Annotated in this window: 12 protein-coding genes; 5 read left to right on the forward strand and 7 right to left on the reverse strand. The window is 53.4% G+C overall.

Annotated features, from left to right (window positions below; genetic code table 11):
* Positions 1-26: 26 nt before the first annotated feature.
* On the reverse strand, positions 27-1,202 hold the full coding sequence (rlmN, locus tag UM181_06185) for a 23S rRNA (adenine(2503)-C(2))-methyltransferase RlmN (protein ID WQC64189.1): 1,176 nt from the start codon (positions 1,200-1,202) through the stop codon (positions 27-29).
* 76 nt (positions 1,203-1,278) lie between these two features.
* Positions 1,279-1,812, reverse strand: coding sequence for an invasion associated locus B family protein (locus UM181_06190; protein ID WQC64190.1), 534 nt, complete (start codon positions 1,810-1,812; stop codon positions 1,279-1,281).
* A gap of 175 nt (positions 1,813-1,987) precedes the next feature.
* On the opposite strand from UM181_06190, the gene UM181_06195 reads away from it, so the two are divergent.
* Together UM181_06195 and UM181_06200 are read left to right on the forward strand one after the other, a co-directional pair.
* A complete protein-coding gene (locus UM181_06195) occupies positions 1,988-2,986 on the forward strand; it encodes an asparaginase (GenBank protein WQC64191.1) in 999 nt (332 codons plus the stop codon).
* Positions 2,983-3,552: a pseudouridine synthase gene (locus UM181_06200; GenBank protein ID WQC64192.1), complete on the forward strand. Its 570-nt coding sequence runs from the start codon at positions 2,983-2,985 to the stop codon at positions 3,550-3,552. The genes UM181_06195 and UM181_06200 overlap by 4 nt, the downstream gene beginning before the upstream one ends.
* 1 nt (position 3,553) lies before the next feature.
* Here UM181_06200 and UM181_06205 read toward each other — a convergent pair whose 3' ends face one another.
* Positions 3,554-4,906: an aminotransferase class III-fold pyridoxal phosphate-dependent enzyme gene (locus UM181_06205; protein ID WQC64193.1), complete on the reverse strand. Its 1,353-nt coding sequence runs from the start codon at positions 4,904-4,906 to the stop codon at positions 3,554-3,556.
* A gap of 193 nt (positions 4,907-5,099) precedes the next feature.
* On the opposite strand from UM181_06205, the gene smpB reads away from it, so the two are divergent.
* The 3 genes from smpB (at position 5,100) to UM181_06220 (ending at position 7,728) form a co-directional block, all read left to right on the forward strand.
* A complete protein-coding gene (smpB, locus tag UM181_06210) occupies positions 5,100-5,576 on the forward strand; it encodes an SsrA-binding protein SmpB (protein WQC64194.1) in 477 nt (158 codons plus the stop codon).
* 110 nt (positions 5,577-5,686) lie between these two features.
* On the forward strand, positions 5,687-6,544 hold the full coding sequence (gene sseA / locus UM181_06215) for a 3-mercaptopyruvate sulfurtransferase (GenBank protein ID WQC64710.1): 858 nt from the start codon (positions 5,687-5,689) through the stop codon (positions 6,542-6,544).
* A complete protein-coding gene (locus tag UM181_06220; GenBank protein ID WQC64195.1) occupies positions 6,544-7,728 on the forward strand; it encodes an amino acid aminotransferase in 1,185 nt (394 codons plus the stop codon). Before sseA ends, UM181_06220 begins: the two co-directional genes overlap by 1 nt.
* Positions 7,729-7,737: 9 nt before the next feature.
* Here the strand turns inward: UM181_06220 and glpK are convergent, their stop codons facing one another.
* The 4 genes from glpK to serA form a co-directional block, all read right to left on the reverse strand.
* Positions 7,738-9,225 carry a glycerol kinase GlpK gene (gene glpK, locus UM181_06225; GenBank protein WQC64196.1) on the reverse strand — a complete coding sequence of 496 codons (1,488 nt, stop codon included), beginning with the start codon at positions 9,223-9,225 and terminating at the stop codon, positions 7,738-7,740.
* A gap of 163 nt (positions 9,226-9,388) precedes the next feature.
* The gene (locus tag UM181_06230) at positions 9,389-10,303 is read right to left on the reverse strand and encodes a rhodanese-related sulfurtransferase (protein ID WQC64197.1); all 915 of its coding nucleotides are present in this window, start codon (positions 10,301-10,303) and stop codon (positions 9,389-9,391) included.
* A gap of 56 nt (positions 10,304-10,359) precedes the next feature.
* Positions 10,360-11,061, reverse strand: a complete 702-nt coding sequence (locus tag UM181_06235) for a metallophosphoesterase family protein (protein WQC64198.1) — start codon at positions 11,059-11,061, stop codon at positions 10,360-10,362.
* Positions 11,062-11,157: 96 nt separating this feature from the next.
* Positions 11,158-12,759, reverse strand: a complete 1,602-nt coding sequence (gene serA / locus UM181_06240) for a phosphoglycerate dehydrogenase (GenBank protein ID WQC64199.1) — start codon at positions 12,757-12,759, stop codon at positions 11,158-11,160.
* Positions 12,760-12,827: the final 68 nt, after the last annotated feature.

The following is a 12,827-nucleotide window of genomic DNA, read 5'->3' on the forward strand; positions in this document are numbered from 1 at the left end:
AGCGGGCTTTGCAGGGCGCAACCCATTCATAATCCGGTTTCTGCGGCGATCTCTTTGCGGCTTTTGCGGGCCCGCTCGGTGGCCGATTTCAACTGCCCACAGGCCGCCATAATATCCTCGCCACGCGGGCGCCGGATCGGGCTGGCGTAGCCGGCATTGAAAATAATATCCGAAAACGCTTTGATCCGCGCGCGGTCCGAGCGTTGATAGGGCGCGCCGGGCCATTCGTTAAACGGGATCAGGTTGATCTTCGCCGGAATACCTTTGATCAGCCTTAGCAATCGGCGGGCATCGGCATCGCTGTCATTCACGCCCTTTAGCATCACGTATTCAAAAGTGATGCGCTCTGAATTGGACAGTTTCGGATAGGCGCGCAATTCGCTGAGCAACGTTTCGATATTCCATTTTTTGTTGATCGGCACCAATTTATCGCGTACCTCATCGGTCGTGGCGTGAAAAGACACTGCCAGCAGACAGCCGATTTCTTCAGCGGTTTTGGCAATTTCGGGCACAACGCCGGATGTTGACAGCGTGATCCGGCGCCGCGATAGGCAAATGCCCTCGGGGTCCATCGCGATCTTCATCGCATCGCGCACATTGTCAAAATTATACAGCGGTTCACCCATGCCCATCAGTACAATATTGGACAGAAGGCGCACAGGGTTTGGTGGCTCGCCCGGTTCGGGCCATTCGCCCAGATCATCGCGGGCCACCAAGACTTGGCCAATGATTTCTCCTGCGGATAGATTGCGCACCAGCTTTTGCGTGCCAGTATGGCAGAAAGAGCAGGTGAGCGTGCAGCCCACTTGGCTGCTAATGCACAGCGTGCCGCGATCTTCTTCGGGAATATAAACGATCTCTACTTCATGCCCGCCAGCAATGCGCACCAGATATTTGCGCGTGCCATCGCTTGAGATCTGCCGCGTGATCACTTCGGGCACTTCAAGCACGAAGGTTTCGGCGAGTTTGGCGCGATAGTCTTTTGACAGATTGGTCATTTGCGAAAAATCACGGCAGCCTTTGGCGTAAATCCATTGCCAAATCTGCCCGGCGCGCATTTTGGCCTGTTTATCCGGCGTGCCTTGCGCAATCAATGCCTCGCGCAAGGCGGCGCGGGTGAGCCCGATCAAATTTATCGGGCCCTCTGGCAGCTTGCGGGGCAGGGTCAATACGTCTTGGGTGATCGGAGCGTTGACCGACATCAGCTATAACTTTCCAACAGTTTCCCGGCCCGCATAGCCTATTTATACGGTTAGGCAAAGGCCGGGGTTTTGGAAATTATCCGCTGCAGTTCTTTTTTGCCGCGTCGCTGGCGGCGGTAAAGCCTTTTAGCGAAAACGTATCAACGGTCTGGGTGCCGCGTTTGGACACTGCTGTTAACGTTGCCGTGCCCCCCGCTTTCATGGCTTTGACCAGTTTTACATCCTCTTCAGAAGAGCCGGCCCAGGCCCATTCGCCTTGGATCAGTGACAATTTGAACGACTTATCATCCACTTTCAGCTTGATCGCTTTGTCCTCTGCGAAAGGATATCCCCCGGTGAATGTCACCTGTTCGGATACTTTTCCTGCTGGGCTGAAGAATACAAATAATAAAATATCACTGCGTTTTACCGAAACGGTCCGACCGCCGCGCGTGTTGACGCTTTTCTTGGGAAGCGACACGCTCCAACACTCTTTTGGGCTTTTATCCACAAACACAGCCCAATCTCCATGTTCTGAGACGCGGGTTGCCTTACCCTCGGCTGTCCAACCTGCACCAGCAAAGCCCAAAAGGCTGGTGGCCAACACTGCGGTTCTTAACAGGCTCTTCATTTTTTGCCTCCGTCATAAGCCGGTAGCGCCGGCCTATAGGTTCTATGGTGCTTTATGACCATTTACGGGAAAATCCCATTACATTCTCGACAAAACCACATTAGCCTTAAACTGTGTTTTAGCGAAAGCCCTCTTGGCAAGATTTTGCTGAAAAAATCACTATCTGGAGAGAAGAATGCAAGCCCCTGAAGCTTTATGTGAAATCTGGCGCGGATCATTTTTGGAAAGCCTACATCTGGGCCACGCTGTGATCTGTGATGAAACCGGACAAATTGTAAAATCATGGGGGGATCCTGACGCGGTTATTTTGCCGCGCTCTTCTGCCAAAATGATTCAAGCCCTGCCCTTGCTCAGCTCAGGCGCGGGCGATCACTATGGGCTCTCAGAGCAAGATTTGGCGCTGGCTTGCGCGTCGCATCAAGGCGGACAAATCCATACCAGCCGGGTCAGCGCCTGGTTACAGGCATTGGGGTATGATCAAACAGCTTTGCGATGCGGCGCCCAGCCCCCCCGGGACCGGGGTGAAAAACGGCGCGTGCAAGCGGCGCAGGAAGCGCCCTGCCAAATTCATAATAATTGCTCGGGAAAACATACCGGATTTTTAACGCTGGGTCAGTTTTTAAAAGGCGATGAAGCCTATACTGACATTGCGCATCCGGTACAGCGCGCCTGCTTAGAAGCTTTTGAGCAGGTGACAGATGCCGCCAGCCCGGGGCATGCGATTGATGGATGTTCTGCGCCCAATTTTGCCACTTCATTGCTTGGATTGGCGCGGGCAATGGCTTGGTTCGCCAGCGCTGAGGCGCGCATAGATGGCGCTTCACAGGCGGCTTTGCGATTGCGCCGCGCGATGGCGCTGAATCCGGATTTGGTGGCGGGTGAGGGCCGCGCCTGCACCGAATTGATGCAAGCGATGCAGGGCGGCACGGTGGTCAAAACTGGCGCCGAAGGGGTTTTCGTTGCCATTATTCCCCAAAAGCGCTTTGGCATCGCGGTGAAAATATTGGATGGCAGCACCCGCGCCAGTGAATGCGCGATTGCGGCCCTGCTCTGCGCTTTGGGGGCTTTACCGCCCGCACATCCTGCAACGCTGAACCGTATGCATGCGCCGATTGTCAATTGGAGCGGGCTGCAGACTGGCGAGATACGCCCCGCGCGAGGATTGACCTTGTGATCGTTTTATTCAACAAACCTTATAATGTGCTGTCGCAATTTACCGATAAGGGCAGCGCGGGCAGCGATCGAAAGACGCTGTCAGCCTTTATCGATATCCCGTTTGTCTATCCTGCGGGGCGGCTTGATCGGGATAGCGAAGGTTTGCTGATTTTGACCGATGATGGCAAGTTGCAGGCGCGGATTTCCAACCCGAAACATAAAATGACCAAAACCTATTGGGTGCAAGTGGAAGGGGCGCCGCAGCAATCAGATCTTGAGCGGTTTGAACAAGGCATCCTGCTGAAAGACGGAAAGACTTTGCCTGCACAGGCGCGCTTGATCGACCCGCCGGCTGATCTTTGGCCAAGAACCCCGCCGGTTCGGTTTCGCAAAACGGTGCCGGAGGCGTGGTTGGAGGTAAGTCTGCGCGAAGGGCGAAACCGTCAAGTACGCCGAATGACTGCTGCGCTGGGCTTTCCGACGCTGCGCTTAATCCGGGCGCAGATTGGACCTTGGCAGTTGGGGGAGTTGCAACCGGGTCAGTTTGAAAAAATCCTGAACCCGACCGCAAGCCCGCGCGGTTAAATTATACATTGGCAAAGCCTCGGTCTAGAGCCGTGAGAATGCCATCCACCTCTGCCTCTGTAATCACCAAAGGGGGAGACATTAGCACATTATGCATGCCTAAACGCACCAATGCGCCGGCCTCAAATGTGGCTTGATGCAGCCGCGCCATCGTTACACCATCCATCGGTGTTTTGGTCGCTTTATCGCTAACGATTTCAAGTCCGATCATCAACCCTTCGCCGCCGCGTATATCGCCAATAATATCGTATTTATCGGCGAGCTTTTTCACCCCTTCAAACAATTGAGTGCCGCGCGCTGCCGCGTTGGTTTTTGTATCAAGACGCAGGGTTTCTTGCAGGCAGGCCACCACGGCTGCGGCCCCGACTGGATGCGCTGAATAAGTATAACCATGATAAATACCCGCCTCGCCCGTGGTGTCCTTTTCGAACACCTCGGCGACCTTTTCGCTCATCAATGCAGCGCCTACGGGAAAATAGGCGCTGGTAATGCCTTTGGCCAAGCACATCATATCAGGCTTTACGCCCCAATGGCGTGCACCCGACCAATCGCCGGTACGGCCAAAGCCGGTAATCACCTCATCTGAAATCATCAAAATTCCATATTTGTCACAAATGCCGCGCATCAGCTTCATGAATGAGGCATCCGGCACAATCACACCGCCAGCGCCTTGGATTGGCTCCATAATGAAGGCGGCGATGGTTTGCGCGCCTTGGAAAAGGATTTCATCCTCAAAACTGGCGGCGATTTTCTGCGCCAAAGCTGCTGGATCCGTTTCATCAAAGGGATTGCGATAAGTATAAGGGCTGGGCAGATGAAAGCAGCCCGGCATCAGTGGTTCGTAATTGATCCGAAAGCGGTTATTGCCATTGACCGAGGCGCCCCCAAAATGCGTGCCGTGATACCCTTTTTTCAACGAAAGGAATTTGGTACGGGTGGGTTCGTTGCGCAATCGGTGATATTGGCGCGATAGGCGCAGCGCGGTTTCTACTGAGTCAGAGCCGCCCGAGGTGAAAAAGACCCGCGCCATCCCATCTTCGGCAAACATATTGCGCACCGCCAGTGAGGCCTCAATCGCGCATGGGTTGGTTGAGCCGGCAAAATTTGAGGAATAGGGTAGATCGTAAAGCTGTTTGGCGATCGCGTCTTTGATCGGGTTGTTGGAATATCCCAGATTAACGCACCATAAGCCTCCAACGGCATCAATCGCGGAATGCCCGTCAATATCATGCACATAAACGCCCTCCGCCCCGGTGATGATACGCGGTGGCGTTTCCAACGAATCGCCCGGATGGCCCATCGGGTGCCATAAATGGCGGGCGTTATTTTCTTTCAGAAAATTATCATCTTTCATGCTGCGTATCTCTCTGGTTTGCAAGGGGCTGGCGGGTGTCAGCTGCGTATATCTATCTTGCCGATAAACGGTTCAAGGTCTAGTTTTTTCCTGCTGGTGCAAACAGCCCATGCGCGATAGGGCACCATGATTTTGGACAGTTTGGGCACCAGCCCATAGACACAGAAGCTGTGGCCGTGTATCTGCCCATGCCATGGCAAATTCCAAATCTGACCCAAATTATAAAGTGATCTCTGAAAACCGCCGCGCGCGTTTTGATTATGCGATTGAAGATGATTTGGAATGCGGTGTGATGCTTTTGGGCTCTGAGGTGAAATCACTGCGGGTGAACAGTGCCAATATTGCCGAAAGCTATGCCGGCGTGGATGCCGGAGAGTTGTGGTTGGTGAATTCTTATATTGCCCCTTATGAGCAAGCCAAGACCTTTGGACATGAAGAGCGGCGGCGGCGCAAATTGCTGGTCAGCCGCAAAGAGCTGGCACGGCTCTGGGCCGATACGCAGCGCAAGGGTCTGACTTTGGTGCCTTTGGTGATGTATTTTAACCATCGCGGCAAAGTGAAGCTGAAAATTGGCATCGCCAAAGGCAAAAAGAATCATGACAAGCGCGCCGATCAGGCCAAACGGGATTGGGGGCGACAAAAACAGCGTTTGTTGCGCCATAGCGAGTAGCGGCTTCCTGAGCAATCGGTCGATTATAAAAGCGACAATTGCCGAACCCGCTCTTGCCCCTGTATAGAGACAGTAGTAGGCAAAAACAAAAGCAATAAGTGAGGTTTATAATGACCCGCGATGACCCTAAAACCCTTGTCTCAACGCAATGGCTGGCCGCGCATTTAAAAGATCCTGATTTAAGGGTTTTGGATGCGTCGTGGTATTTGCCCGGTTCTAAGCGCGACCCCTTTGCCGAATATCAGGCGGCGCATATTCCGGGCGCGCGTTTCTTTGATCTTGATGATGTTAGCGACCATCGCTCGGATTTGCCGCATATGGTTCCGCCGGTGGAAAAATTCATGTCGCGGATGCGCGCAATTGGCGTAGGCGATGGGCATCAAATTGTTGTTTACGACGGCTCTGGGTTGTTTTCCGCGCCGCGGGTGTGGTGGTTGTTTAAATTGATGGGCCAAATGGATATTGCCGTGCTGGATGGCGGTTTTCCCAAATGGCAGGCAGAGGGCCATCCGGTGGAAGATTTGCCGCCTATTCTGCGCGACCGCCACATGATGGTGCGGCGCCAAAACCAAATGGTCAAGGATGTCACGCAAGTTTCGGCGGCTTCAAAACTGGGAGAGTCTGAGATCGTGGATGCGCGCTCGCCGGGCCGGTTTTACGGAAAAGATCCCGAGCCCCGTCCCGGTTTACGCGCCGGTCATATTCCAGGATCAAAAAATGTGTTCTACAAAGATTTGTTGAAGGCAGATGATACGATGAAATCGCCGGATGAAATGCGTCAGGTTTTTTTGGAAGCCGGTGTCGATTTGGACAAACCAGTGATTACCAGCTGCGGTTCGGGCGTGACGGCCGCAATTCTCAGTTTAGGATTGACCCGTATGGGCAAAACCGACCATTCCCTATATGACGGCAGCTGGACCGAATGGGGCATGTTTCCAACCTTGCCCATAGCCACAGGAAAGACATAATGTTTCAAGATCTCGTAGTACAACCGGCAGATAAAATTCTGGCATTGGTGCAGGCGTATAAAGAAGATCCACGCGATCAAAAAATTGATCTTGGTGTTGGCGTTTATAAAAATGCCGAAGGGATCACGCCTGTGATGCGGGCGGTTAAAACCGCAGAGCATCAGCTGTGGCAGCAAGAAACAACGAAATCTTACGTTGGTCTGTTGGGGGATCCACGCTTTTCCGACGTGATGGTTGATCTGGTGCTGGGTGATGCGGTGCCAAGAGCCAGCGTGGCTGCGGCCGCAACCCCGGGGGGCACAGGTGCTGTCAGACAGGCTTTTGAACTGATCAAAATGGCGCATCCTGAGGCGCGCATTTTTGTGTCAGACCCGACATGGCCAAACCATTTGTCTATTCTAAAATTCCTTGGCATGCCGGTGGTGCCTTACCGGTATTTTGATGGTGAGACGCGCGGCGTAGATTTTGAAGCCATGTTGCAAGATCTTTCGGCGGCCAAACCGGGGGATGTGATTTTGCTGCATGGCTGTTGCCACAACCCGACAGGGGCAAATTTGAACGCGGTGCAATGGCAGGCGGTGATCGATCTGCTGCATAAAACCGGCGCCACGCCAATGGTGGATATCGCGTATCAAGGCTTTGGTGATGGCCTTGAAGAGGATGCCGCTGGCACGCGCCTTTTGGTGCAATCGGTGCCAGAAACGATCATTGCCGCCAGTTGTTCAAAAAACTTCGGGATTTATCGTGAGCGCACGGGTCTGTTGATGGTGGTTTCACAAGATCTAGCGGCGCGGGGGCTCAATCAGGGCACGCTTGCCTATTTGAATCGGCAAAATTTTTCATTCCCGCCGGATCATGGCGCAAGGTTGGTGACCATGGTCCTGAGCGATCCTGATCTACGCGCGGATTGGGCCGCCGAATTGGAAGAGGTGCGCTTGTCGATGTTGGGGCTGCGCGAACAGTTATCCGAAGAGCTTCAGCGCCTGTCGGGCTCTGATCGGTTTGGGTTTTTAGCCCAGCATCGTGGGATGTTTTCGCGTTTGGGAACCACCCCGGATAAAGTGGCCCGGCTGCGCGAGGAACACGCGATTTACATGGTGGGTGACAGCCGTTTGAATATCGCTGGCCTCAATCAAAAAACCGTGCCGATCTTGGCTAAGGCGATCGTTGATTGTGGTATTTAAGCGGCGGGCTTAAACGCTGAGCGTCGCCTGAACCGCGTTTTTCCAACGGCTATATTTGGCCCTTTGCGCGGCTGCGTCCATAGCTGGTTCAAAGCGGCGTTGCAGAGCCCATGTTTTTGAAAACGCCTCTTGGGATGGGTAAATTCCGGCCTGCATGCCGGCAAGCCAAGCAGCGCCCAGCGCCGTGGTTTCCAAAACCTCTGGTCGATCCACCGCAGCGCCGATAATATCGGCTAAAAACTGCATGGTCCAATTGCTGGCAGACATCCCCCCATCCACGCGCAACACGGCCTTTGCAGCATCGCCGGGCCAATCCGCCTGCATCGCCTCTAGCAAATCCCGGGTTTGAAACCCAACGCTTTCTAGGGCGGCTTTGGCGAATTCTGCGGGGCCAGAATTGCGGCTTAACCCATAGATCGCGCCGCGGCATTCGGCGTTCCAATAGGGCGCGCCCAGCCCTGTAAAAGCAGGGACCAAAACCAAATCTTGGCCAGGATCAGCCGTTTCTGCCAGAGTTTGCGTTTGCGGGGCATTGGTTATTATTTTTAGGCCATCGCGCAGCCATTGCACCACGGCGCCGGCGATAAAAATGGACCCTTCAAGCGCATAAGTGGGTTTGCCGTTTAACTGATAGGCAATCGTGGTTAGCAAACGGTTGCTGGATGTTACAGGCGTATCGCCCGTGTTCAAAAGCGCAAAACATCCTGTGCCATAGGTTGATTTCAGCATCCCAGGCTGAAAGCATGCCTGCCCAACCGTGGCCGCTTGCTGATCGCCTGCAACGCCTAAAATAGGAATCGCGCTGCCAAACAGATCCGGCGTGGTCTCGCCAAAATGATCGGCGCTGTTCAGTACTTTTGGCAACATCTGCACGGGAATATCCAAGAGGGCGCAGATCTCTGTGCTCCAAGCACCTTTATGGATATCATAGAGCATCGTGCGTGCAGCATTTGTGGCATCCGTCACATGCGCTGCACCGCCCGTTAAGCGCCAGATCAAATAGCTGTCAACCGTGCCAAACAGCAAATCACCGGCCTTGGCTTTTGCTTTTGCGCCCTCAACATTCTCTAAAATCCATTTCAGCTTGGTGCCCGAAAAATAGGGATCCAGCAGCAAGCCGGTTTGCGCGGTGACCAAGGCTTCATGACCCTCAGCGCGCAACGTCGCGCAGAGCGTTGCGGTGCGCCGATCCTGCCAAACGATGGCTTTGTGAATGGCTTCGCCGGTATGGCGATCCCACACCACGGTGGTTTCACGTTGATTCGTAATCCCAATAGCTGCGATATCGCGCGCATTAAGATCGGCGTTTGAGAGCGCGGCGCGGCAGGTGCGCATTGTCGTATCCCAGAGATCTTGAGGCGCGTGCTCTACCCAGCCACTTTGCGGAAAATGCTGCTCGAATTCTTCTTGTGCATCAGAAATGGGCGTCATTGCCTGATCAAACACGATTGCCCTGCTGGAGGTGGTGCCTTGATCAATTGCCAATATATTACCCATGAAAACGGTTCCTTTGCCTAATTTAGCCACTAATTTCGGCTGATTTGCACAGAAAGGCAACGGCTTTTACGGCGGTTTTTCACCATATTTGCAGGGGGGTCTTCGTCCCAGCCGCACGCGGCTGCCAACAGCATGCGATTTAGACCAAATTGGCGTTGCGGCTTTAGCTGCCGTCATATCCCAGCATATGCGTCTCACCGCGTGTGCGGGCGAGGTGAATTTGCTTTTGACGCTCGCGAAAACGGTTTTTATCGGCCTCGCTGGTTTGAGCTGAGCAGTGGTGGCAAGCGACCCCATGCTCATATTCTGGGCGCTTTTTATCGTTGGGCAAGATCGGCCGCCGGCAGGCATAGCACAGCTGATGGGGCCCCTCGGCAAGCCCGTGCTGCACCGATACGCGGGCATCAAACACAAAGCAATCGCCCTGCCATTTGCTATTTTCTTCTGGCACGTCTTCAAGATATTTCAGGATGCCGCCTTTGAGGTGATAGACATCCTCAACGCCTTGCCCGAGCAGGTAATTGGTTGATTTTTCGCAGCGGATACCACCGGTACAAAACATCGCAATGCGTTTGTTGTGAAACCGTTCTTTATTGGCCTCCCACCAGTTGGGGAAGTCGCGGAACGAGCGTGTTTGCGGATCAATAGCCCCTTCAAAGCTGCCAATGGCAACTTCATAATCATTGCGCGTATCAATCACCGCCACATCGGGGGCGCTGATCAATTCATTCCACTGCGCTGGATCTACATAATGGCCAACCTGTGCCTGAGGGTTCACATCTGGCTTGCCCATGGTGACGATTTCTTTTTTAAGCTTTACTTTCATCCGGGGAAAAGGCGGCAGAGTTGCGGTGCTTTCCTTATGCTCTAAGGCTGCGCAACCGGGCAGCGCGCGCAAGGTTTTTAAAAGCGTTGCAACATTGGACGCGCTTCCGGCAACGGTGCCATTAATCCCTTCTGCGGCAAGCAAAAGTGAGCCCGTGATGTGCAAGGTTTCGCAGGCAGATTGCAGCGGTGCGCGCAAGCTGGCCGGATCGTCAAATCGGGTAAAATGATAAAGGGCAGCTATAGTAAACATGGCCGTTGCCCTACGATAAAAGACCGAGGCAGCGCAAGCATTTTGACGTGGCGGGCCTAACAGAGCGGGCGCATCGTCTCCTTGTTAAGGGCCACCGGCACCAGCGGACGGCCGTATCCGGCACCGCCATCAAGATTGATGCGATTTCCGAAATGCGCCGGGGCATCCAGGGCCGTATGTCCATGCACCACCATAAAGGGATGGCGATCTTTATAGCTTAAAAAGGGTTCACGGATCCATAAAAGATCATCTTCGAACTGTTCGGATAAGGGAATATTGGGTCGTATACCCGCATGCACAAAAAACCAATTCGCATGCTGGAAGGTAAGGGGTAAAGCGCGCAAAAACGCGATCTGCGCTGGGGGAATTGCGTCAAACGCTTCGCGCTGTACTTCGTATAACCGCCGCCCCTCGCTTGCATCTATGCCATAAGAGGCGAGTGTTTTATCGCCGCCCAATCTGGGATGAAGCCACGAATGGCCAATTTGCAAATGCGGATCCTGTCGCAAAGGCGTTTGCATAAACCAGTCGAACATGCGGTCATGATTGCCTTTTAGAACTGTCCAATTGCGGCCCGCTGCCAGCCCGTCCATGATCAGCTCGATCACGCGGCGGCTGTCTTGGCCGCGATCCACGAGATCCCCCACAAACACCGTTTTTGCCTCAGCGCCGCCGTCTTTTTCAATAAGCATCAATGCAGTTTCAAGCTGTGCCAATTGGCCGTGCACATCGCCGATGGCATAAAGTGTATCACTCATCATTTGGTCCTTTTGATTTCAGCGTTTCACGGCATAAAGCGAGAGGTTTGTTTGGCCGTGACAGGCGCAGGTTTGCCGCGCCTGTCATATAGCGGATCAGCTTTGTGTAGCCTCAAAGGTCAGAGGTTTGATCTGCTGGAACAATCCGGTTTCTTTCAGCTGTTTGACCACGGGTGCGGGCACGCGGCTATCCACCGATAAAAGCGCAATGGCTTCACCACCCGACGCAGCACGCCCCAGCGTAAAGTTGGCAATATTCACGCCATTGGTCCCCAAGGTCAGGCCCAAAGCCCCGATAATGCCGGGCACGTCCTTATTGGTGGTGTAGAGCATATTAGACGCAATCTCGGCATCAATATTGATGCCTTTGATTTGGATAAACCGTGGTTTCTTATCGCTGAAAACGGTGCCCGCAATCGAGCGCTCGCGCGTATCCGTCACCACGGTGACTTTGATATATCCCTCAAAAGCGCCCGATTTATCCTGATTGGTCGTACTGATTTGTATGCCCCGCTCTTTGGCAATCACTGGCGCGCTGACCATATTCACATCAGGATTGACCCTTTTCATGATTCCCGAAATCGCTGCGCAATTTAACGCGTCTAGATTCATTTTTGACACAGAGCCGTCATAAAGAATATTCACCGCTTTGATCGGCTCATCCGTCAATTGGCCGATGAAATTGCCAAGATGCCCCGCCAAAAGCAGCCAAGGCCCCATCACTTTGGCCTCTTCTGCGGTGACCGATGGCATGTTGAGCGCGTTGCTGACCGCGCCCGTTAAAAGGTAATCCGACATTTGCTCAGCCACTTGCAGCGCCACGTTTTCTTGCGCTTCAGTGGTGGCGGCGCCCAAATGCGGCGTACAAACCACATTTGGCAGGTTAAAGAGCGGATTTTCAATCGCCGGCTCTACCGCAAAAACATCAAAGGCGGCGCCCGCGATATGGCCCGATTGCAACAGCTCAGATAGCGCGGTTTCATCCACCAAACCGCCTCGCGCACAATTGATAATGCGCACGCCTTTCTTGGTTTTCAACAGATTTTCACGGCTGAGAATATTGCGGGTTTGATCCGTGAGGGGCACGTGCAATGTGATAAAGTCGGACCGGGTTAACAGCGCCTCTAGATCAACTTTTTCAACCCCCATTTTATCAGCTTTTTCTTGGCCCAAATACGGATCATAGGCGATCACTTTCATCTTCAGGCCCAGTGCGCGATCGCAGACGATGCCCCCAATATTGCCGGCACCAATCACGCCAAGCGTTTTGCCGGTTAATTCGACCCCCATAAACTTGGACTTTTCCCATTTTCCGACCTGTGTCGAGGCATTGGCTTCGGGGATTTGCCGGGCGACAGCGAACATCATTGCCATGGCGTGTTCGGCGGTGGTGATCATATTGCCAAAGGGCGTATTCATCACAATTACGCCTTTTTTGCTGGCCGCTTCTTTATCCACATTGTCAACGCCAATCCCGGCACGGCCAACCACTTTTAAGTTTTTGGCAGCCTTGATGATTTTTTCGGTAACTTTGGTGGCCGAGCGGATGGCAAGCCCGTCATATTGATCGATCACCGCAAGCAGGCGGTCTTTATCTTTGCCCAAATCGGGTTGAAAATCGACATCAATGCCGCGGTCGCGGAAAATTTGAACGGCGGTTTCAGAGAGTTTGTCAGAAACAAGTACTTTAGGGGCCATTGTGGCAGTCCTTTGTATAAAAAATAATATGGCAGCAGATCAAATCCTGCACCAGAAAGGGGGGTTTA

Source organism: Alphaproteobacteria bacterium US3C007, assembly GCA_034423775.1.
Classification (GTDB): domain Bacteria; phylum Pseudomonadota; class Alphaproteobacteria; order Rhodobacterales; family Rhodobacteraceae; genus Thalassovivens; species Thalassovivens spotae.

What these genes read in the sequence shown, in the direction of transcription:
- rlmN (WQC64189.1), bottom strand. Translation starts at nt 1,202, where the DNA reads ATGTCGGTCAACGCTCCGATCACCCAAGACGTATTGACCCTGCCCCGC.
- UM181_06190 (WQC64190.1), bottom strand. Translation starts at nt 1,812, where the DNA reads ATGAAGAGCCTGTTAAGAACCGCAGTGTTGGCCACCAGCCTTTTGGGC.
- UM181_06195 (WQC64191.1), top strand. Translation starts at nt 1,988, where the DNA reads ATGCAAGCCCCTGAAGCTTTATGTGAAATCTGGCGCGGATCATTTTTG.
- UM181_06205 (WQC64193.1), bottom strand. Translation starts at nt 4,906, where the DNA reads ATGAAAGATGATAATTTTCTGAAAGAAAATAACGCCCGCCATTTATGG.
- smpB (WQC64194.1), top strand. Translation starts at nt 5,100, where the DNA reads ATGGCAAATTCCAAATCTGACCCAAATTATAAAGTGATCTCTGAAAAC.
- sseA (WQC64710.1), top strand. Translation starts at nt 5,687, where the DNA reads ATGACCCGCGATGACCCTAAAACCCTTGTCTCAACGCAATGGCTGGCC.
- UM181_06220 (WQC64195.1), top strand. Translation starts at nt 6,544, where the DNA reads ATGTTTCAAGATCTCGTAGTACAACCGGCAGATAAAATTCTGGCATTG.
- glpK (WQC64196.1), bottom strand. Translation starts at nt 9,225, where the DNA reads ATGGGTAATATATTGGCAATTGATCAAGGCACCACCTCCAGCAGGGCA.
- UM181_06230 (WQC64197.1), bottom strand. Translation starts at nt 10,303, where the DNA reads ATGTTTACTATAGCTGCCCTTTATCATTTTACCCGATTTGACGATCCG.
- UM181_06235 (WQC64198.1), bottom strand. Translation starts at nt 11,061, where the DNA reads ATGAGTGATACACTTTATGCCATCGGCGATGTGCACGGCCAATTGGCA.
- serA (WQC64199.1), bottom strand. Translation starts at nt 12,759, where the DNA reads ATGGCCCCTAAAGTACTTGTTTCTGACAAACTCTCTGAAACCGCCGTT.